Source organism: Thauera carbonicopians (assembly GCF_025699485.1).
Taxonomy (GTDB): domain Bacteria; phylum Pseudomonadota; class Gammaproteobacteria; order Burkholderiales; family Rhodocyclaceae; genus Thauera.
Window position 1 is genome coordinate 12,047 of the sequence record NZ_JANUXN010000009.1, and the last position, 20,196, is coordinate 32,242.

Below are 20,196 nucleotides of genomic sequence, written 5' to 3' on the forward strand. Positions count from 1 at the left end.
CTCCTTGTTGCGTGGGTGGAAAAAGTGGGGCCGGCCATCCGGGGGACGGCCATCCGGGGCCGCCTCACAGGCGGCCCGCCTGGGCAAGGCGGGCGATCAGCAGCGGACGCCCGATCCAGACCAGGATGTCGTCGAAGTCGGCGGTCGGTTCGCCGGCCTGGTAGGTCGGGCCGGTGGCGGAATAGGTGGCGTTGAGGCCGTCGGCGCGGCGATTGGCGCCGGTCGAGAACACGATCGCGACGGCCTGGGAGTCGCTGACCGTGATGCGGCGGCCGTCGTGCGCGTGGATCTGGAGATTGCTGGCCGGCACGCTCGCGGCAGTGATGAGCTGGTCGCTGAAGCTGCGGTCGACCCGATAGCGCCAGTGGCCTTGCCAGGGGGCGTCGGCGCTGACGCGCGTGCTGCCCCAGGCGTCGGTGGCGGGCATGCCCAGCGTGCGCCAGGGCAGCAGGCCTTCGGTGGCGGTGTTGCAGGGTGGCGGCGCTTCCTGGCCGTAGTCCGGATGGGCCGGGTCCGCTTCGATGCTGGGGCAGGGCAGGCGGCCGTGGATGATGGCGAAACCGGTCAACGCTTGCTGGATGTCGCGCAGGCGGTCCAGCGTCGCCTGGCGGTCACGGGCTTCGATGCGGCTGGCGAGTGGGACCAGCATGCTGCCGGACAGCAGCGCGAGGATGATCAGCACGACGGCGAGTTCGGCCAGCGTGAAGCCGCTCTGGCGGCACGGGGGTGGTGGGCGCATGCCGGCGGCCGCGAAGCGGGTGGGAGGACTCAACTCAGGCATCGGACGACATCCTGGCTGGCGGGGCGATGCGGATCGGTGATGCGGAATCCGGCAGTGCCGTGGAATTCCGCGATGCCGAGCAGGAAATGGCGGGGATTGTCGCCTTCGAGGTATTGCGCGACATCGGCCCGTTCGGCCGCCGTGCCGCGCCGCTGGCGCCCGTCGCCGCTGCGGATCCGTTCGCCGCCGAACAGCAGTACCGCGCGGCAGCTTGCGGTGTGCGGCAGCTCCGGATCGATCACGGTGATGCAGTCGCTGTCGTCCTTGCACAGGGCGACCTGGAACTGGTCGCGCCAGTTGTCGTGGGCACTGCCGGCGGGCGCGGCGATTCCGAGTTCCGAGGCGGCGGCGAGCCTGCCCGTCAGCAACTGGCCATGCGGCGTCTCGTGCAGATGGCGGGCGACGAAATCCGCGTCGGTGAGCCGCGAGGCCAGGTGCAGTGCGGCAGTCTCGCCGATGTGGTCGATGCGCGGGGCGAAGTCGCTGCGCCGGCGCAGCGCATCGTAGATGTCGTCGATGCCCAGCCAGGTGATCAGGTCGTTGCGGATGGTGCTGCCGACCTGGCCCTGATGGATGTCCGATATCGCGATGGATGGCAGATCGCTGCCGGCCTCGATGAAATCACCGGCCTCGTTCAAGCTGGTGCCGGCCGTGCAAGGCGCGTGGCCGGCGCCGTGGCGGCGCTGGCCGTCGAGGGCGGGGCCGGGGGCGAACACGACGGCGATGGCAAGGCCGTCCGGCGAAGCGGCAGGCAGGCTGTGGCCGTCGCCGCGCCACAGCCTGAACTGCCCCGGGCTGTCCCAGTTGAGTGCGAGCGGCTTCGGGTTGTGCTTGACGCTGCCGGACACCGTGTACCACAGGCATTCGCCCCAGCCGTCCTGCAGTTGCGGCAGGGCCAGGGTCCGCCATGGCAGCCGGCCGGCGGCGACGCCGCCGCGGGGGCCGCAGGCACCGAGTGCCGTCGAGCCGGTGTTGCCGGTGTCCGGGCAGGGCAGGTAGCCCTGGCCCTGGCCTGCGTGGCTTTCGTCATAGCTGATCGCATAGCCGAGCAGGGCTTCGCGCGCCTGCGAAAGCGCCGCGATGCTGCGGGCCTGGGCACGGGTGCGGAAGCGGGCATCGAGTTCGCCGTGGGCGAGCAATCCGCCGGCACCGAGCAGGATGGCGAGCGCAAGGGCGGCGACCAGGCCGTGGCCGGCGGCTTTCACGCGGGCGGGCTTCATTCCGGTCGCCCCTGAGAAGTGTCCGGCGCCGCCTGCCAGCTGTCGCCGGTGCGCAGGCGCTGGCGAGGGGCGTGCACCGGGATCAGTTCCAGCGCCGGGAAGGGCGCGGCACGCAGGCCCGCCGGCAGCGGGCCGGGCACACCGTCCAGCCACAGTGTCGTGTCGCCGTTCGAATGGCGCAGGAAGCCGTCGATGCGCCGGGGCGCTGCGCTCGGGGGGCTCGCCGACATGGCGGTTTTGGGGGGAGGCGCCGGCGGTGGAGGCTGATCCAGCGCGCGGCGCTCGCCGGGCGTGAAGAACAGGCGACCGAACGCGCCATCGGCGGGCTGGGCGATCGCTGGTGGATTGCCGCGGGTCTGCGCCATGGCTGGGGCCGCTGCCGCCAGCGTGCAAGCGAGCAGCGCAAGCAGGCCGCGCCGTGACCGCTGCGCGGCGCATGCGCACGGCGCGGGGCGAAGCCGGGCGGGTGTCCTGGCCGGCATCATCTTGCGCCCGTGCCGGACGGCAGCGAAATCGTCAGCCAGTCGAGCCGGCAGCGTGCGTGCACGCGTCCGGCCGTGCCGCCGTCGAGGCGGTTCAGCGTGCAGCTGCGCGGCAGCACAAGCGCGCCGGGGACGGCGGCCAGGGTGGCGATCAGCACCGGCAGCCGGCCTTCATGCTGCAGCGGGGTGTCGATCTCCAGGGTGTGGACGAGAATGTGCGGTGCATCCGGATCCGCCCCACCGGCCACCGGCCGAGGCGGCGTGAATTGTAGTTCCTTGCCGGCGAGGCCTTGCCGTTCGAGGCTGCGGGCGGCTTGGGCGGCCCATGCCGTGGCGGCGGGCGGCTGCATCGCGCCGAGTGCGGCGAGGGCGTTCCAGTGTTCGAGCGCGGCATCCAGCTCGGGCTGCTGCAGTCGCAGCGCGTCCAGCTCGGTGGCGAGGCGGGCGTGCTGGCGCTGTGTTGCCGCCAGCCTTGCCAGGGCTTCGTCGCGCGCGCCGGTCGAGGCGACGAGAGCGCCGATGCCGCCTGCGGCAAACCCTGCGGCAAGCAGCAGCGCGGCGATGCTGCGGGTGTCGATGGTGAGCGGCGTGGCTTTCATCGCGGCTGCACCTGGACGGGCTTCGGTGTCAGCAGCAGTTCGAGCTGCGTATCGCCGCCGGCATCGGCGCGTGTATCGATGAGCCGCGCACCGCGCCTGGCGAGATGGGCGACGATGGCTTCGATTGCTGCGTACGCGTTGGTGCCGGCAGCGGACGAGAGATTCATCCTGACGCGGACGAGCGCAGGCTCGGCGCCTGCAGGGGCAGGCGACCATTCCAGGGCCTGCAGCGCGAGCCCGGGCGCGTGGTCCAGGCTGTCCGCGATTGGGCGAAGAACGTCCAGCGGCATGATGGCCGTGCCTCTTTCGTTCGCGACCAGCCGGATGGTGTCGATGATGCGGGCGGGCGGCGCATCGAGTCCGGCGTGGGCGGCCGTCAGCTCCGTCAGTTCGTGCTGCAGGCGGGCGGTTTCGCGTTGCAGTGCGGCACGGCTTTCCTCGGTGCCTCGCGCCGCCTGCCAGTGCATGGCGGCGATGCCGGTGCCGCCGGCGAACAACAGCACGCCGGCGCCGAAGGCCAGCTTGCGGACGTGGCGCAGCGGAAATGCCGCGTCCGGCGAGGGGCCGGGCCAGCCGAGCTTGCGTGGGGCGCGTGCCAGCCAGGCCAGCAGTAGCTCGCTGCTGTCGGTGATGTGAATGGAATCGGCGCCGAGCGGATCGAGGGGGTGTAGCTGGACTTCGGTCGCGTGGGCGGGGCCGGCGGTGAGCAGGACGACCTGGAGGTGCCCGCCGGGATCTTCGGTGGCAGCTTCGCCTGCCTGCAGTTGCAGCTTGTTCGCGTACTGCAGCGTGCGTTCGATCTCGTGCTGCCACTCGGCGCGGGTGGGGTCGTCATCGGCGCCGGAGCCGATGTGTTCCACCAGTCGTGACAGCCGCGTGGCATGCCCGGCGACCAGTGTCAGGCGCATGCCGGCGCGGCTGCGGCAAACGATCAGCCGAGCCGGGCCGGGCAGCGCATGGGCGATCAGTTCGCTGGCCGGCACCAGCCGCTCGCAACTGCATCCCGCGCGGCGCAGGGCGCTCGCCCAGACATCGACACCGGCTGGCCGGGCGAGGCCGCTGAACAGGATCTGCTCGGTATCGGCCTTGCGGTCGATGGCCAGGGTGTCGGCCCTGGCATAGCAGGCTTGCGGATACCAGGCGGCGAGGCGGCGGCCGATCAGGGCGCGGCGGTCGGCGCCGCGGGTGCGCGGCAGGGTTTCGGTTTCGTGGCATTCGTCGGCCAGGTCCACCAGCATGCGGTAGCGGGTCTTGCCGGGCTGGCCGCGGAGCCAGTCGGTGAATGCGCTCTGCTCGCCGGTGGCGAAGCCGGCGAGGCGGGCCAGCGGGCGTTTGCCGGCCTGGAATGCTTCGAGGCCGAGAGCGTCGATGCGGAGCAGGATGGTGTTCGGCATGGCGGGCTCCGCGTCAGGTCGGGAGGCGGGTGATGATGTCGTAGATGGGGCCGAGCACTGCGCTGGCGATCCACAGCAGCAGCGCGCCCATGGCCAGCGTCAGCAAGGGTTCGATGGCGGCTTGCAGGCGAGCGGTGGCGTCGGCGACGTCGCGCCGGTAGAGCGCGGCGACGTTGCCGAGGGCGCGATCCAGCCCGCCGGTCTGTTCGCCCACCCTGAGCATGCGTTCGACCAGCGGCGGGAACAGGCCGGTCGCTTCGAAGGCGGCCGAGACCGCGTAGCCTTGCTCGATACGCCCGGTGGCCGTGTGCAGGGCCTTGCGCAGGGCCAGATTGCCGGTGATGTCCTGGGTGATGCGCAGCGCGTCGATGATCGTGATGCCGGCGGCGTAGAGCGTCGCCAGCACGCTGGCGAAGCGGGCGAGCGTGAGTTTGGTGAGGATCTCGCCGGCGACGGGGAGCCGCAGCAGCAGGTGGTGCAGGCGGGTGCGGGCGGCATCGGAGCGTGCCAGGAACCCGCGCACGCCGGCCAGCCCGATGGCGATGCCGGCCGGCAGCAGCCAGCCGGCCTGCGTCACCGCATGCGACAGGCCGATCAGCAGGCGGGTCTGCAGCGGCAGGGTCTGGCCGCTGCTGAGGAACAGCTTTTCCAGTTCGGGGACGACGTGCACCAGGGCGACGACCACGGCGAGCAGCATCAGGCTGGCGACGATGGCCGGATAGATGGCGATGCGGCGGGCGTAATTGGCCAGTTCGTCTTCGTGTTCGAGCGCCGCGCCGATGTCGCGGATGGTCTCGGGCAGGCGGCCGGCCTGTTCGCCGGCGCGCAGCAGGGCGACGGTGGCGGGCGGAAACACGCCGGGCTGGCGGGCGGCGGCAGCGGACAGCGGCTGGCCGCGCTCGATGTCGGCAAGCAGGGTGATGACCGCCGTGCGCATGCGCGGATGGGTGGTGGCGTCGCGCAATGCGGCGAGGCTTTCGAAAGGCGGCACGCCGGCGGCCAGCAATTGCTCGAGGTGGAAGCAGAAATGGATCAGCTCCCGGCGCGGTACCCGTTTGCTGCCCGGCAGGCTCAGGCTGAGTCTGGCTTCGCCGTTGATGAAGGCGAGGCCTTGTTCCCGCAGCCGGCTTTCCAGGTCGGCGAGATCGGCCGCATCCAGCCGGCCGCGCAGCAGGCGGCCGTCGGCGCTCATGGCGCGGTAGCTGTAGGTTTTCATCAGGCGTGCTCCACTTGGGTGGCGAGGCCGTCGAGAGCGACGACGCGGGCCAGTTCGGCCAGCGAGGTGCTGCCGTCCAGCACCCGGCGTAGGCCGTCGTCGGCGAGGCCGGCATGGCCGCGGCGGCGCAGCAGGGGCCGCAGCACGCCGGGGCGGGCACCGGCGCCGATCTGCTCGTCGAGCTCTTCGTCGATGTGCAGCAATTCCATGATCGCGATGCGGCCGCGGTAGCCGCGGAACTCGCATTCGGCGCAGCCGGACGGGGAGAACAGTGCCGGTGGCCGTTCGGCAGGCAGGCCGAGCAGGCGGCATTCGGCCGGCGATGCGGGGGCCTCGATCCGGCAATGCGGGCACAGCCGCCGCACCAGGCGCTGGGCAATGATGCCCGACAGGTTGCCGGCCAGCAGGTCGGCGCGCAGGCCGATGTCGAGCAGGCGCGGGATGGCACCGAGCGCGGAGTTGGCGTGCAGCGTGGCGAACACCTGGTGGCCGGTGAGCGCGGCGCGCAGCGCCATCTGTGCGGTATCGGCGTCGCGGATCTCGCCGATCAGCAGGATGTCCGGATCCTGGCGCAGCAGCGCGCGGACACCGTCGGCGAAACCGAGGCGGCTGGCGTCGCCGATCGGGGTCTGGCGGATCTGGGCGAGCGGGTATTCCACCGGATCCTCCAGCGTCATGATGTTGACCGCTTCGGTGTTGAGGTGGTTGAGGATCGAATACAGCGTCGTCGTCTTGCCGCTGCCGGTGGGGCCGGTGACGAGGATCAGGCCTTCCGGGCGGGACAGCATGCGGTCGAGCGTGTTGTGCTGAGCGTCGCTGAGCCCGAGCGCATCGAGCGGCACGATGCCTTTTTCGCGGTCGAGGATGCGCAGCACGATGTTTTCGCCGTGCAGCGTGGGCTGGGTGGCGACGCGGAAGTCGATCGGCCGCCCGGCGACGGCCAGCGAGATGCGGCCGTCCTGCGGGCAGCGCGATTCGGCGATGTCGAGCCCGGCCATGACCTTGAGGCGTACCGCCAGTTCGGGCCAGAAGGATTTGTGCAGGGCACGGACCTGGCGCAGCGTGCCGTCGATGCGCAGGCGGATGCGCAGATAGCCGGCTTCGGGTTCGAAATGGAGGTCGGAGGCACGGCTGGCGACGGCCTCGGCCAGCATCGCGTCGACCAGGCGGACCACGGCCGGGCCGTCTTCTCGGCTGCCTGCGGGGGCATGGCCGGAGCTGCGCTGCTCGATCTCGCGGACGATGTCGTCGATGGTGACAGCCTGGCCGTAGTGGCGCTCGATGGCGCGTTCGAGCTGGACGTCGGCGGCGACCCGCAGTTCGAGGCGGGTGCCGGGGCCGAGTTCGGCATGCAGGCGGTCGAGGGCGACGACATTGCCGGCGTCGGCGATGGCGACGACCAGGGTGCGCTCGGCAGCGCGGTATTCCAGCGGCAGCAGTCTGTGGCGCCTGGCGAGCGCCTGGGGCACGAGCGACAGTGCGGCGGGGTCGGCCAGGGTGTTGGCGAGATCGACGCTGGGGTGGCCGCAATGGGCGGCGAGGGCATCGCGCAGCGCGGTATCGCTGACGAAGCCGAGTTCGACCAGTACCTGGCCGAGCGGGCGTTTGCGCTGCTGCTGTTCGTGCAGCGCGATGCGCAACTGGTCGGCGCCGATCAGGCGGGCGTCGAGCAGGAGCTGGCCGATCGGCAGGGCGGCGTTCATGGGCGGAGCTCCGTTTCGCTGGCGTCGTGGCTCGGCACCAGCAGCGGGCGCATCGGCATCGACGGGAAGTTGCGCCGGCCGGGCGAAGGCCGGGAGACGAGGAAGTCCGGTCCGGGAAGCTGGTCGGCATAGCCGGCGTAGTTGCCGCGGGTGCTCGGGTCGTCGATCAGCAGCGGCCGCAGGAAGATCAGCAACTCGGTGCGGCGCACGGTATTGTCGCGGCGGGTGAACAGCTCGCCCAGCACCGGGATGTCGCCCAGTAGCGGAATGCGGCCGGTGTCGTGGTCCACGCGGTCTTCCATCAGGCCGCCGAGCACGGCGATCTCGCCGCTGCGCAGGCGCAGCATCGATTCGATCTCGCGGGTGCGGATCTGCGGCACGCGGTTGGGGATGTCGCGCAGCGAAGGATTGGGGTCGTCGCGGAAACCGGAAATCCCGGAGACGGTCGGCCGCACGTTCAGCGTGATCTCGCCGCTGGCACTGATCTGCGGCGTCACCGACATCACCATGCCGACCGAGACCGACTGGGGCGTCGTCGTCGCGGTGACCTTCTCGCGCTCGCTGTCGCCGTATTCGGTGGTGGTGGCATCGACGAGGAAGTAAACGTATTCCTCGACCACCTTGAGCATCGCGGTTTGATTGTTGAGCACCGACAGGCGTGGGCTCGAGAGCACCTTGACGGTACCGAAGGTTTCCAGCAGCTCGAGCCTGAAATCGGTGTCGGCCGAAGCGTAGCTCAGGGTCGGCGCGCCGCTGCCGGCGCTGCTGCGCGGGCTGATGTTCCAGCCGGGCAGGCCGAGGCGGCTCCAGTCGATGCCCTGGACGTAGCCATCGGCCAGCGTGACCTCGACGATGGTGGCTTCGATCATGACCTGCCGGCGGGCGGCGCGCTGGACCTGATCGATGAAGGCGGCGAGCTGTTCGTGCTGGCGGGCCGTGGCCCGCACCATGACGATGCCGCTCTCCCTGTTGACCATGATGTCGCCGTCGCGGCAGTCGTCGCCCTTGCCGGCGCAGCGGGACGGGCCTGTTGCGCCGTCGTCGAGGATGGCGCGGATGTTGGCCTGGATCGACTGCCAGAAATCGTTGCTCGAACGGGTTTCGATCTGGGTCACGGAGGTGTTGCCGGCGGCGTCGCCATGATTGCCTGCGCTGCTGGAACTGGTGGAGATCTGCGTGCTGGTGGCGACGGTGCCGCGCATGCTGCGGCTCAGGTTGACGTAATCGAGCGTGTAGCTGCGCAGGAACGGCGTATCCGGCCGCACGCTGAGATGGCTGCCGGCGATCTCGTAGCGGATCGGTGCCTGGCGGGCGATGCGGGCGAGGATCTCGCCGAGCGGCTGGTCGATGGCGTTGAGGGTGACGCGGCCGTCGATGCCGCCGTACAGGTCGAGGTCGAGCCGGGCGTCGCGGCCGATCGCCAGCAGCAACTGGTGGACGGGGATGTCGTGTACCGAGATCGAATAGGTTTTTTCGCGCCTGGCCGGCACAGCCGGTGCCGGCGCTTCGGTAGATGCGGGGAGAGGAGGCTCGGTAACTGCGGGCGGCGGGTCCGCGCTCACCGCCGGCGGCTGCGGGGCGGAGAGGTGGCCGGCCGGCGCCCGGTGAACGCCGAGTTGCGTGCATGCGCCCAGCAGCACGACGAATGCAAATGACATTGGCGAGAGGGCGATGGAGGCTCGGCGGCTCATGCACTCATGCTAGATGAATTTATGACATAAGAAAATACTCCTATGACATTTTTCGATGCCGCCGCGGGGGCGCGATCGCGGGCCCAGCATGGGGTAACGGACTGTTGCATTGCGACAAATTGCCGGGAAGCGGTGCCCGCCTCTGCTAGAATGCGCGGTTCTCGAACAAAAGAATCTGCTTTCGTGGCCCCTGCAGCCGAGCGCGATGCGCCTCTCGTTTCCCTTCGCGACGTCCGTTTCGCCTATGGCGAGCGGTCGGTGCTGCGCGGCATCGACCTGGAGGTGCATCGCGGCCAGGTGGTGGCGATCATGGGCGGCAGCGGTTGCGGCAAGACCACCTTGCTGAGGCTGATCGGCGGCCAGTTGAAGGCGAATGCGGGGGCGGTGGAAGTCGCCGGCCATGAAGTCGGCAAGCTCGGCGGAGCCGAGCTCTATGCGATGCGCCGGCGCATGGGCATGCTGTTCCAGTTCGGCGCGCTGTTCACCGACATGAGCGTGTTCGACAACGTCGCCTTTCCGTTGCGCGAGCACACCGACCTGCCGCCAGGCATGATTCGCGACCTGGTGCTGATGAAGCTGCAGGCGGTGGGGCTGCGTGGTGCGGCCTCGCTGCGGCCGGGCGAGCTGTCGGGCGGCATGGCGCGGCGGGTGGCGCTGGCGCGCGCGGTGGCGCTCGACCCGATGCTGATCCTCTACGACGAGCCTTTCGCCGGGCTGGACCCGATCTCGCTCGGCATCATCGGCCAGTTGATCCGGCGCCTGAACGATGCGCTCGGCGCCAGTTCGGTGATGGTCACGCACGACGTGCATGAATCGCTGGAGATCGTGGACTACATCTACTTCGTGTCGGAAGGGCGCATCGTCGCGCAAGGCACGCCGGACGAGATCCGCGCCTCGACCGACCCCTTCGTCCACCAGTTCGTCAATGCCGAGGCCGACGGCCCGGTGCCCTTCCATTATCCGGCGCCGCCGATCGACAGCCTGCTGGGCGGGAGGAGCGCATGAACGGCCTGTTCGCCGGCCTCGTCGCCGGGCTGCGCCACGTCGGCAAGCTGACGATAGACGGCATCTGGCGCCTGGGTTTCGCCACCCGCTTCATGTTCGCGGTGCTGCTGGCCTCGGGGCAGTCGCTGACCCGCATCCATCTGACGATCCGCGAACTGTATTTCAGCGGCGTGCTGTCGCTGCTGATCATCACCGTGTCCGGTCTGTTCGTCGGTCTGGTGCTCGGCCTGCAGGGTTACGACATCCTGCAGCGCTACGGCTCGGCCGATGCGGTGGGGGTGATGGTGGCGCTGTCGCTGCTGCGCGAGTTGGGGCCGGTGATCGCGGCACTGCTGTTCGCCAGCCGCGCGGGTTCGGCGATCACCGCCGAGATCGGCCTGATGAAGACCACCGAGCAGTTGAAGGCGATGGACATGATGGCGGTGAACCCGATCGCGCGCGTGGTGGCGCCGCGCTTCTGGGGCGGCGTGTTGTCGATGCCGCTGCTGGCTGCGCTGTTCTCGGCGATGGGCGTGTTCGGCGGCTGGCTGATCACCGTCGTCGTCATCGGCGTCGATGACGGCGCGTTCTGGTCGCAGATGCAGGCGGCGGTCGAGTTCGACCACGACGTGCTGAACGGGGTCATCAAATCCTTTGTCTTCGGTACCGTGGTGTCGCTGATCGCCGTGTTCGAGGGTTACGATTGCGAGCCCACCGCCGAAGGCGTGTCGCGCGCGATCACCCGTACCGTCGTGACGTCGGCGCTGGCGATCCTGGCGCTCGATTTCGTGCTTACCTCTTTCATGTTCCGGGGTTGATGATGAGTCGCACCGCACTCGACCTGTGGGTCGGCATTTTCGTTGCCATCGGCTTCGCCGCGCTGGTCTTCCTGGCGATGAAAGTCGGCAATTTTTCCGGCATCAACGGTAGCGAGAGTTACCGTGTGGAGGCCGCCTTCGACAACATCGGCGGGCTGAAGGTACGCGCACCGGTCAAGAGCGCCGGCGTGCTGGTCGGCCGCGTGCAGGGCATCCGCTTCGACACCGACAGCTATCGCGCGGTCGTGCAGCTGGATATCGACAGGCGCTTCGAGTTTCCCGCCGACACTTCGGCGTCGATCCTGACTTCCGGCCTGCTCGGCGAGCAGTACGTCGGCCTCGAGGCGGGCGCCGACGTCGAGCCGCTGAAGGAGGGCGATCGCCTGATGATCACGCAATCCGCCGTGGTGCTGGAGAAGCTGATCGGCCAGTTCCTGTTCGACAAGGCCGCCGAGCCGGCCGCGCCGGCGGCGCAGTGAAGAACGTAGTGGACATCGCTGGAGAACAATGACATGAACGCCAGAATCCCCAACTTCCCTGCCACGCTGCGCCGGCCGCTGGCGGTCGCCACCCTGTCGGCGCTGCTGCTCGGGGGCTGTGCCACGGCCGGCAACCCCGATCCGCTCGAAGGCTACAACCGGGCGATGTTCAGCTTCAACGAGCAGGTCGACAAGGCGGTCGTCAAGCCGGTGGCGCAGGCCTACGAGTTCGTGCTGCCGGACGTTGCCCGGACCGGTTTCGGCAACTTCATCGCCAATCTCGAAGATCCTTGGATCGCGATCAACAACCTGCTGCAGGGCAAGCCGGCCGACGCCTTGTCCGACCTGATGCGCTTCGCCTTCAACTCGACGTTCGGCCTGCTCGGCCTGATCGACATCGCCACGCCGATGGGGCTGCCCAAGCATGACGAGGACCTGGGCCAGACGCTCGGGAGCTGGGGCGTGGGCGAAGGCGCCTACATCGTGCTGCCGTTCTTCGGGCCGCGCACCGTGCGCGATACCGCTGCGCTGCCGGCCGATTACCTGGGCCAGAATCCGTGGCAGATCGACCACGTTCCGACGCGCAACAGTTACACCGCATTGCGCTTCACGCACATCCGCTCGACCTTCCTCGGCACCGAGAAGACGGTGGATGAGGCGACGACCGACAAATACGCCTACATCCGCGATTTCTACCTTGAACAACGCCGTTACAAGGTTTCGGATGGAAACGTGATGCGCGAGTACGAAGATTTCGAGGATTGAACGAGCGTGACGGTGATCGTCCCGCCAGTGTGCAACCCCATACGGAAACGCGACATGAACTTCTTCAACAAGCTACTCACCCTGTTCTGCCTTCTCGCCGCCGGGCTGATGCCGGTGGCCCAGGCTGCGGCCCAGCAGGGTCCGGACGTGCTGGTGCGCGACGTGACCAACGAAGTACTGGAGATCGTGCGTACCGACAAGGCGATCCAGGCCGGCGATCCGCAGCGGATCATGGCGCTGGTGGATGCCAAGGTGCTGCCGCACTTCGATTTCCGCCGCATGACCATGCTGGCGGTCGGCCCCGACTGGCGCAGTGCGTCGGCCGAGCAGCAGACGCGCCTGACCGATGCCTTCCGCACCCTGCTGGTGCGCACGTATTCCAATGCGCTGACGCAGTATCGCGACCAGACGATCGACTTCAAGCCGACCCGCTTCGGCGAAGCCGACAAGCGCGTGCAGGTCCGCACCGAAGTGCGCCAGACCGGCGCCCAGCCGATCGGCATCGACTACATGCTGGAAAAATCCGACGCGGGCTGGAAAGTGTTCGACGTCATCGTCGCCGGTGTCAGCCTGGTCACGAACTACCGCAGCAGCTTCGCCCAGGACGTGCGCAGCGGCGGGATCGACGGCCTGATCAAGTCGCTCGAAGCTAAGAATCGCGCACTCGAAGTGGAGCAGCAGCGTTCATGAGCGATGCAGGTGCGGTGGCGGTGTTCGCGCCGCAGGGGCCGTTGACGATGCACAGCGCCGCGCCGGTGCTGGAAGAGGGGCGGCGGCTGGCCAAGGCCGGTTCCCTGGTGGTCGACATGGCGGCGGTGCCGACGGCCGATTCGGCGGCGCTGGCGCTGGTCCTCGACTGGCTGCGCACCGCGCGCGAGGCAGGCCACGACATCGTGTTGCGCAGCCTGCCGCCGGGGCTCGCCAGCCTTGCCGCGCTCTACGACATCGACGCCTTGCTGCCGCTGGAGCGCGGTGAATGACGGTGCCGGCCATCAGGGTCAGCGCCGTCACCAAGCAGTACGGAACGCTGAAGGCGCTGGGCGGCGTCGATCTCGAAATCGGCCAGGGCGAATTCTTCGGCCTGCTCGGGCCGAACGGCGCCGGCAAGACCACGCTGATCTCGGCGCTGGCCGGGCTGGTACGGCCCGACGGCGGTTCGCTCGAGATCATGGGCCACGACGTCGTGCGCGACTACCGCAATGCGCGGCGCAATCTCGGCGTGGTGCCGCAGGAACTGGTGTTCGATCCCTTCTTCTCGGTGCGCGAGCTGCTGCGCATCCAGTCGGGCTATTTCGGCATCCGCGGCAATGACGACTGGATCGACGAGATCCTCGCCAGCCTGGACCTGACGCACAAGGCCGATGACAACATGCGCATGCTGTCCGGCGGCATGAAGCGGCGCGTGCTGGTGGCACAGGCGCTGGTGCACCGGCCGCCGGTGATCGTGCTCGACGAGCCCACCGCCGGCGTCGACGTCGAGCTGCGCCAGGGCCTGTGGCAGTTCGTGCGCAAGCTCAACCGCGACGGCCACACCATCGTGCTGACCACGCATTATCTCGAAGAGGCGGAAACGCTCTGCGGCCGCATCGCGATGCTCAAGGCCGGCAAGGTCGTCGCCCTCGACACCACCGAGAACCTGCTGCACCGCTTCGCCACCCATAGCCTGCGCGTCAGCGTGGACAGGGCCGAGGCGGCCGTCGCACTCGGCGGGGTGGCGGTCGAGGACGGCTGGGTGGAGTTCGCCTTCGAGGGCTACGACAAGCTCGAGACGCTGCTGGCGCGTCTGCGCGAGGCCGGTGCCGGGCTGCGCGAGATCCAGCTGGGAGAGCCGGATCTCGAAAGAGTCTTCGTGGAGGTCATGCATCGTGCCTGAAACGCGCCGCGGCGCGACGCCGCCGCGCATCGAGCCGATGGCCGCCGATGCGCCGCTAACGGGTTTTCGTACCCTGCTGTACAAGGAAGTGCTGCGCTTCTGGAAAGTGGCTTTCCAGACCGTCGCCGCACCGGTGCTCAACGCGCTGCTGTTCCTGCTGATCTTCTCGCATGTGCTCGACCGTCACGTCACCGTGTATGGCGACGTCGCCTATACCAGCTTCCTGGTGCCCGGCCTGGTGATGATGTCGGTGCTGCAGAACGCCTTCGCCAACAGCTCGTCCTCGCTGATCCAGAGCAAGATCACCGGCAACATCATCTTCGTGCTGCTGCCGCCGCTGTCCTATCGCGAGTTCTACGCCGCCTACGTCATCGCCGCGACGCTGCGCGGGCTGTTCGTCGGCTGTGGCGTGCTGCTGGTGGCGATGCCCTTCGTCGATCTGGATATCGCCAGCCCGCTGTGGGTGCTGGCGTTCGCCGTGATGGGCGGGGCGATCCTGGGCTCCTTCGGCGTCATCGCCGGCATCTGGGCCGACAAGTTCGACCAGCTCGCCGCTTTCCAGAACTTCCTGATCCTGCCGCTGACGATGCTGTCCGGCGTGTTCTACTCGATCCATTCGCTGCCGCGCTTCTGGCAGGATGTATCGCATTTCAACCCGTTCTTCTTCATGATCGACGGGTTCCGTTATGGCTTCTTCGGCCAGTCGGACACTTCGCCCTGGCTGTCGCTTGCGGTGGTGTCCGGCTGTTTCGTATTGCTCGCGGCGCTGACCCTGGCCTTGCTCGGACGGGGCTACAAGCTGCGCTCCTAAAGGATGAATCATGTTTGAAGCTAGCGAAATCAAGCGCCTGATCGAACAGGGCATGCCCTGCGAATTCGTCGCCATCGAAGGCGACGACGGGGTGCATTTCACCGGCATCGTCGTCAGCCCGGCCTTCGAGGGCAAGCCGCGCGTACGCCAGCACCAGGCAGTGTATGCCACGCTCGGCCGCCTGATGGGCAACGAGATCCATGCGCTGCAGCTGCAGACCTTCACTCCCGCGCAATGGGAAGAAGGCCGCGGCGACCTGGGCATGTGAGACCGCGATGGACAAACTGCTGATCGAAGGCGGCAGCCGCCTGTCGGGCGAGGTCGCCATCTCCGGTGCCAAGAACGCCGCGCTGCCCATCCTGTGCGCGGCGCTGCTGACGGCCGAACCGGTGAGCTTCACCAACGTGCCGCAACTGAAGGACATCGGCACCCTGCTGGCGCTGCTGGCACAGATGGGGGTCAAGGTGGAACGCGACGGCGACACCGTCACGCTCGACGCATCGGGCTTGAACAAGCCGCTGGCACCTTACGAGATGGTCAAGACGATGCGGGCGTCGATCCTGGTGCTCGGCCCGCTGGTGGCCCGCTGCGGCGAGGCGCAGGTGTCGCTGCCCGGCGGCTGTGCGATCGGCGCCCGGCCGGTGGATCAGCACATCAAGGGCCTGCAGGCGATGGGGGCGGACGTGCGCGTCGAGCACGGCTACGTCCATGCCACGGTGCCGCGGCTGAAGGGTGCGCGCCTGTTCACCGACATGGTCACCGTGACCGGCACCGAGAACCTGATGATGGCCGCCGTGCTGGCCGACGGCGAGACCGTGATCGAGAACGCCGCGCGCGAGCCCGAGATCGTCGATCTGGCGAACTGCCTGGTGTCGATGGGCGCACGGGTGTCGGGCGCCGGTTCGGACGTGATCCGCATCCAGGGCGTGGACCGGCTGCATGGCGCGACTCACCGTATCATGCCCGACCGCATCGAGACCGGCACCTACCTGTGCGCTGCCGCCGCCACCGGCGGCTCGGTGAGGCTGACCGGCACCAGTTCGTGCTATCTCGATGCCGTCATCGACAAGCTGATGGACGCGGGCTGCGAAGTCGTTTCCGAACGCGACGCGATCCGCCTCGAGGCGCCGGCCCGGCTCAATGCGGTCAGCCTGCGCACCGCGCCCTATCCGGCCTTCCCGACCGACATGCAGGCCCAGTTCATGGCGATCAACTGCGTCGCCAAGGGCGTCGCGATGATCCGCGAGACCATCTTCGAGAACCGCTTCATGCACGCGGTCGAGCTTCAGCGCCTGGGCGCGGACATCCGCATCGACGGCAACACCGCCGTCGTCCAGGGCGTGGACAGGCTGCAGGGCGCGACCGTGATGGCAACCGACCTGCGTGCTTCGGCCAGCCTGGTAGTGGCCGGCCTGGTGGCCGAGGGTGAGACCGTGATCGAGCGCATCTACCATCTCGACCGCGGCTACGAAGGGCTGGAAGCGAAGCTGGCCGCGCTCGGCGCCAAGGTGCGGCGCCTGGCCTGAACGGGCTGGCGCCTGCAGCGGCGATCAGATGCCGTCAGCGGAGTGCCCTGAGGCCACGGGGCCTGGGGAGCGCTCGGAGATCGCGTTCAAAGATCGCTCAGAGATCGAACTGACCGTTCGCTTCGGGCTGCCAGGTCACTTCCAGCACCTTCAGGTGCAGTTCCTTGCCGTCCGGCGTGGTCCAGTCGATCGACTGGCCGGTGGCCAGCCCGAGCAGGGCGCTGCCGGCCGGCGAGAAGATCGACACCCGGCGCGCTTCGGCGTTGGCGTCCTTGGGGTAGGCCAGAGTCAGCTCGTATTCGCGGCCGGTGCCCTCTTCGAGGAAGCGGGCGCGGCTGTTCATCGTGATGACGTCGGCCGGCATCTCCTCGGGTTCGCGCACGTCGGCCCGTTCGAGCTCTTCGCGCAGGCCGTCGAGGTCGCTGCGGCTGCGGAAGGCGGGGAGGGTCAGCAGGCCCTCGAGGCGTTCGAGGTCGCTGCTGGATACGATGATTGGCGGCTTCATGATGTCGTCCTGCGTGACGTCCTGCGCGGAAAACCTTGCGAACCGCGCGGACATGCAAAAGAAAAGGCCGAACTGCCGCTCGCAGTTCAGCCCATTGAGTCTGCCCTTGGGGCTACCCGTTTGGACGAAGGTTAACAGAAGCGGTGCCGGGTTACAATGTCGGCCCGTTCGACCAAGGTTTTTCACGTGTCCAGCATCACGCTCGCCCTGTCCAAGGGGCGCATCTTCGAAGAGACGCTGCCGCTGCTCGCGGCCGCCGGCATCGTGCCGACCGACAACCCCGAATCCTCGCGCAAGCTCATCATCGGCACCAATCGGCCGGACGTGCGCCTGGTCATCGTGCGCGCCACCGACACGCCGACCTACGTGCAGTACGGTGCGGCCGACCTCGGCATCGCCGGCAAGGACGTGCTGCTCGAACACGGTGGCGCCGGCCTGTACCAGCCGCTGGACCTCGACATCGCCCGCTGCCGCCTGTGCGTGGCGGTACAGAAGGGCTTCGATTACGCTGCAGCCACCCGGCCCGGCGGGCGCATCCGCGTCGCCACCAAGTACATCAATGCCGCCAAGGCGCACTTCGCCGGCAAGGGCATGCACGTCGACCTGATCAAGCTCTACGGTTCGATGGAGCTGGCGCCGCTGGTCGGGCTGGCCGATGCGATCGTCGACCTGGTGTCCACTGGCGGCACGCTGCGCGCCAACAACCTCGAAGAAGTCGAGGACATCATGCCGATCAGCTCGCGCCTGATCGTCAACCAGGCCTCGCTGAAGCTCAAGCGCGAACTTCTGCAGCCGGTGCTCGACGCCTTCGCCGGCGCGATCAAGTCCTGAGGAACCGATCATGAGCCAGACGCCCATCCGCCGCCTCGACGTGCGCGAGCCCGAATTCCTGACCACGCTGGACGCCTTGCTGGCCTTCGAGGCCGAAGCCGACGAGCGCATCGACGGTGCGGTGACCGAGATCCTGCGTGCGGTGCGCAGCACCGGCGACGCCGCGGTGGTCGAATACACCCGCCGCTTCGACGGCCTCGAGGTGAATTCGATGGCGGCGCTGGAACTGCCGAAAGCCGAACTGCACGCCGCGCTCGATAGCCTGTCGTCGGCCCAGCGTGAAGCGCTGACGGTCGCTGCCGACCGCGTGCGCATCTACCACGAGCGCCAGAAAGGCGAATCCTGGGAGTTCGAAGAAGCCGACGGCACCCGCCTGGGGCAGAAGGTCACGCCGCTCGACCGCGTCGGCCTCTACGTGCCGGGCGGGCGGGCGTCCTACCCGAGCTCGGTGCTGATGAACGCGATTCCGGCCAAGGTCGCCGGCGTCGGCGAACTGATTATGGTGGTGCCGACGCCGCGCGGCGAGAAGAACCCGCTGGTGCTGGCCGCCGCCGCGATAACCGGCGTCGACCGGGTGTTCACCATCGGCGGCGCGCAAGCTGTGGCGGCACTGGCCTACGGTACACAGACCATCCCGCAGGTGGACAAGATCGTCGGCCCCGGCAACGCCTACGTCGCCGAAGCCAAGCGCCGGGTGTTCGGCACCGTCGGCATCGACATGGTGGCGGGGCCGTCCGAGGTGCTGATCATCGCCGACGGTTCCGGCCACGCCGACTGGGTGGCGATGGATCTGTTCGCGCAGGCCGAGCACGACGAACTGGCGCAGTCCATCCTGCTGTGCACCGATGCAGGTTTCATCGACGCGGTGCACGAGGCGATCGACCGCCTGCTGCCGACGATGCCGCGGCGTGAGACCATCGCCAAGTCGCTGGCCAATCGCGGCGCGCTGATCCGCGTCGACAGCATCGAGCAGGCCTGCGCGCTGGCCAACCGCATCGCGCCCGAGCACCTAGAGCTGTCGCTGGAGGATGCCGAAGCCTGGATCGACCACATCCGCCACGCCGGCGCGATTTTCGTCGGCCACTGGGCGGTGGAGGCGCTGGGCGACTACTGCGCCGGGCCGAACCACGTGCTGCCGACGATGCGCAGCGCGCGCTTCTCGTCGCCGCTGGGCACCTACGATTTCCAGAAGCGCACCAGCATCGTCAACATTTCGCAGGCCGGTGCCCAGCACCTGGGCAGGGTGGCATCCATCCTGGCGCATGGCGAGGGCTTGCAGGCCCATGCACGCTCGGCGGAGATGCGCCTGAAGGTCTGATGCTGTCCGCCACCATCCATGACCGATGATGGCGGTGCCATTTCTCAACGCCCGAGGATTTCCTTCAGGGTTTCGACCAGGACGGCGCACTGCTCGTCCGTGCCCACCGTGATACGCAGGAATTGATCGATGCGCGGCGCCTTGAAGTGGCGCACGATGATCGCGCGCTTGCGCAGTTCGGTCGCCAGTTCGGCGCCGTCGCGCTGCGGATGGCGGGCGAAGATGAAGTTCGCTGCCGAGGGCAGCACTTCGAAGCCCAAGGCCTGCATCTGGCCGACCAGGGTTTCGCGGGTCGCGATCACCTTGCGGCAGCTTTCCTGGAAGAACGCCTCGTCCTCGACCGAAGCTACCGCGCCGGCCAGCGCCAGGCGGTCGAGCGGATAGGAGTTGAAGCTGTTCTTGACCCGCTCCAGCCCCTCGACCAGCTCGGCGTGGCCGGCAGCGAAGCCGACGCGCAGGCCGGCGAGCGAGCGGCTCTTGGAGAAGGTGTGCACGACCAGCAGGTTGGGGTACTTGTCGACCAGCGTGATCGCGCTGTCGCCGCCGAAGTCGATGTAGGCCTCATCCACCAGCACCACGGCGTCCGGGTTGCCGGCGACGATGCGCTCGACCTCGGCGAGGCTCAGCAGGCGGCCGGTGGGGGCGTTGGGGTTGGGGAAGATGATCGCGCCGGGCTGCCCGCCGTTTTGCGGCAGGTAGTCGTCGACGCGGATAGAGAAGTCGTCGGCCAGCGGCACCGCGCGCTGCTCGATGCCGTACAGGCCGCAATATACCGGGTAGAAGCTGTAGGTGATGTCCGGAAACCACAGCGGCTGGTCGTGCTTCAGCAGTGCCATGAAGGCGTGCGCCAGCACTTCGTCCGAGCCGTTGCCGACGAAGATCTGCGACGGCTGAAGGCCGTGGCGGCGGGCCAGCGCAGCCTTCAGCGTGTCGGCGTTCGGGTCCGGGTAGAGCCGCAGGCTGTCGTCGGTGGCGGCGCGGATCGCGGCAAGAGCCTTGGGCGAGGGGCCGTAGGGGTGTTCGTTGGTGTTGAGCTTGACCAGCTTGTCGAGCTTGGGCTGTTCGCCCGGAACGTAGGGGGTCAGGCCGTGGACGACGGCGCTCCAGAAGCGGCTCATGTTCTGTCTGCTGTGCGGGGTTCGAAGGCGGGGGGAAACATCTCGCACCGTGGCTGTCCACCTTGCGAGCTGCACGCTATTG

Annotated in this window: 22 protein-coding genes; 12 read left to right on the forward strand and 10 right to left on the reverse strand. The window is 68.4% G+C overall.

What is annotated here, in order from left to right; all coding sequences use genetic code 11:
• Window positions 1-64: 64 nt before the first annotated feature.
• From NX068_RS12575 to NX068_RS12610, 8 genes are all read right to left on the reverse strand, one after another.
• Window positions 65-781 carry a type II secretion system protein gene (locus NX068_RS12575; RefSeq protein WP_263461613.1) on the reverse strand — a complete coding sequence of 239 codons (717 nt, stop codon included), beginning with the start codon at window positions 779-781 and terminating at the stop codon, window positions 65-67.
• The gene (locus NX068_RS12580) at window positions 769-2,001 is read right to left on the reverse strand and encodes a hypothetical protein (RefSeq protein WP_263461614.1); all 1,233 of its coding nucleotides are present in this window, start codon (window positions 1,999-2,001) and stop codon (window positions 769-771) included. The genes NX068_RS12575 and NX068_RS12580 overlap by 13 nt, the downstream gene beginning before the upstream one ends.
• Window positions 1,998-2,366, reverse strand: coding sequence for a hypothetical protein (locus NX068_RS12585; RefSeq protein WP_263461615.1), 369 nt, complete (start codon window positions 2,364-2,366; stop codon window positions 1,998-2,000). Before NX068_RS12585 ends, NX068_RS12580 begins: the two co-directional genes overlap by 4 nt.
• 116 nt (window positions 2,367-2,482) lie before the next feature.
• Window positions 2,483-3,082 carry a hypothetical protein gene (locus NX068_RS12590; protein WP_263461616.1) on the reverse strand — a complete coding sequence of 200 codons (600 nt, stop codon included), beginning with the start codon at window positions 3,080-3,082 and terminating at the stop codon, window positions 2,483-2,485.
• Window positions 3,079-4,476, reverse strand: coding sequence for a hypothetical protein (locus NX068_RS12595; RefSeq protein WP_263461617.1), 1,398 nt, complete (start codon window positions 4,474-4,476; stop codon window positions 3,079-3,081). Before NX068_RS12595 ends, NX068_RS12590 begins: the two co-directional genes overlap by 4 nt.
• A 13-nt stretch (window positions 4,477-4,489) precedes the next feature.
• The gene (locus tag NX068_RS12600) at window positions 4,490-5,692 is read right to left on the reverse strand and encodes a type II secretion system F family protein (protein ID WP_263461618.1); all 1,203 of its coding nucleotides are present in this window, start codon (window positions 5,690-5,692) and stop codon (window positions 4,490-4,492) included.
• A complete protein-coding gene (locus tag NX068_RS12605; protein WP_263461619.1) occupies window positions 5,692-7,395 on the reverse strand; it encodes a GspE/PulE family protein in 1,704 nt (567 codons plus the stop codon). Before NX068_RS12605 ends, NX068_RS12600 begins: the two co-directional genes overlap by 1 nt.
• Window positions 7,392-9,053 (reverse strand): secretin GspD/PilQ domain-containing protein, encoded by a 1,662-nt coding sequence (locus NX068_RS12610; protein ID WP_263461620.1) that lies wholly within the window; start codon window positions 9,051-9,053, stop codon window positions 7,392-7,394. Before NX068_RS12610 ends, NX068_RS12605 begins: the two co-directional genes overlap by 4 nt.
• Before the next feature lie 183 nt (window positions 9,054-9,236).
• Here NX068_RS12610 and NX068_RS12615 point away from each other — a divergent pair, with 183 nt between their 5' ends.
• Genes NX068_RS12615 through murA form a run of 10 tightly spaced genes read left to right on the forward strand, consistent with a single transcriptional unit; the run spans window position 9,237 to window position 16,342 of the window.
• On the forward strand, window positions 9,237-10,091 hold the full coding sequence (locus NX068_RS12615) for an ABC transporter ATP-binding protein (protein WP_263461621.1): 855 nt from the start codon (window positions 9,237-9,239) through the stop codon (window positions 10,089-10,091).
• The gene (mlaE, locus tag NX068_RS12620) at window positions 10,088-10,888 is read left to right on the forward strand and encodes a lipid asymmetry maintenance ABC transporter permease subunit MlaE (RefSeq protein ID WP_263461622.1); all 801 of its coding nucleotides are present in this window, start codon (window positions 10,088-10,090) and stop codon (window positions 10,886-10,888) included. The genes NX068_RS12615 and mlaE overlap by 4 nt, the downstream gene beginning before the upstream one ends.
• A gap of 2 nt (window positions 10,889-10,890) precedes the next feature.
• A complete protein-coding gene (gene mlaD / locus NX068_RS12625; RefSeq protein WP_263461623.1) occupies window positions 10,891-11,367 on the forward strand; it encodes an outer membrane lipid asymmetry maintenance protein MlaD in 477 nt (158 codons plus the stop codon).
• 33 nt (window positions 11,368-11,400) lie between these two features.
• Entirely contained in the window at window positions 11,401-12,132 is a 732-nt protein-coding gene (locus NX068_RS12630) for an MlaA family lipoprotein (RefSeq protein ID WP_263461624.1), read from the forward strand.
• Window positions 12,133-12,186: 54 nt separating this feature from the next.
• The gene (locus NX068_RS12635) at window positions 12,187-12,822 is read left to right on the forward strand and encodes an MlaC/ttg2D family ABC transporter substrate-binding protein (RefSeq protein ID WP_263461625.1); all 636 of its coding nucleotides are present in this window, start codon (window positions 12,187-12,189) and stop codon (window positions 12,820-12,822) included.
• The gene (locus NX068_RS12640) at window positions 12,819-13,112 is read left to right on the forward strand and encodes an STAS domain-containing protein (RefSeq protein WP_263461626.1); all 294 of its coding nucleotides are present in this window, start codon (window positions 12,819-12,821) and stop codon (window positions 13,110-13,112) included. The genes NX068_RS12635 and NX068_RS12640 overlap by 4 nt, the downstream gene beginning before the upstream one ends.
• Window positions 13,109-14,005 carry an ABC transporter ATP-binding protein gene (locus tag NX068_RS12645; RefSeq protein WP_263461627.1) on the forward strand — a complete coding sequence of 299 codons (897 nt, stop codon included), beginning with the start codon at window positions 13,109-13,111 and terminating at the stop codon, window positions 14,003-14,005. Before NX068_RS12640 ends, NX068_RS12645 begins: the two co-directional genes overlap by 4 nt.
• A gap of 37 nt (window positions 14,006-14,042) precedes the next feature.
• Window positions 14,043-14,816 carry an ABC transporter permease gene (locus NX068_RS12650; RefSeq protein WP_263461747.1) on the forward strand — a complete coding sequence of 258 codons (774 nt, stop codon included), beginning with the start codon at window positions 14,043-14,045 and terminating at the stop codon, window positions 14,814-14,816.
• Between the two features lie 10 nt (window positions 14,817-14,826).
• On the forward strand, window positions 14,827-15,084 hold the full coding sequence (locus NX068_RS12655) for a BolA family protein (RefSeq protein WP_263461628.1): 258 nt from the start codon (window positions 14,827-14,829) through the stop codon (window positions 15,082-15,084).
• A gap of 7 nt (window positions 15,085-15,091) precedes the next feature.
• Window positions 15,092-16,342: a UDP-N-acetylglucosamine 1-carboxyvinyltransferase gene (murA, locus tag NX068_RS12660; RefSeq protein ID WP_263461629.1), complete on the forward strand. Its 1,251-nt coding sequence runs from the start codon at window positions 15,092-15,094 to the stop codon at window positions 16,340-16,342.
• A 97-nt stretch (window positions 16,343-16,439) separates the two neighbouring features.
• Here the strand turns inward: murA and rnk are convergent, their stop codons facing one another.
• Window positions 16,440-16,847, reverse strand: a complete 408-nt coding sequence (rnk, locus tag NX068_RS12665) for a nucleoside diphosphate kinase regulator (RefSeq protein ID WP_068637001.1) — start codon at window positions 16,845-16,847, stop codon at window positions 16,440-16,442.
• Between the two features lie 186 nt (window positions 16,848-17,033).
• Between rnk and hisG the strand changes: the two genes are divergently transcribed.
• Window positions 17,034-17,678 carry an ATP phosphoribosyltransferase gene (gene hisG / locus NX068_RS12670; protein ID WP_263461630.1) on the forward strand — a complete coding sequence of 215 codons (645 nt, stop codon included), beginning with the start codon at window positions 17,034-17,036 and terminating at the stop codon, window positions 17,676-17,678.
• Between the two features lie 10 nt (window positions 17,679-17,688).
• Window positions 17,689-18,996, forward strand: coding sequence for a histidinol dehydrogenase (gene hisD / locus NX068_RS12675; RefSeq protein WP_263461631.1), 1,308 nt, complete (start codon window positions 17,689-17,691; stop codon window positions 18,994-18,996).
• Between the two features lie 44 nt (window positions 18,997-19,040).
• Here the strand turns inward: hisD and hisC are convergent, their stop codons facing one another.
• The gene (gene hisC / locus NX068_RS12680) at window positions 19,041-20,114 is read right to left on the reverse strand and encodes a histidinol-phosphate transaminase (RefSeq protein WP_263461632.1); all 1,074 of its coding nucleotides are present in this window, start codon (window positions 20,112-20,114) and stop codon (window positions 19,041-19,043) included.
• Window positions 20,115-20,196 lie beyond the last annotated feature (82 nt).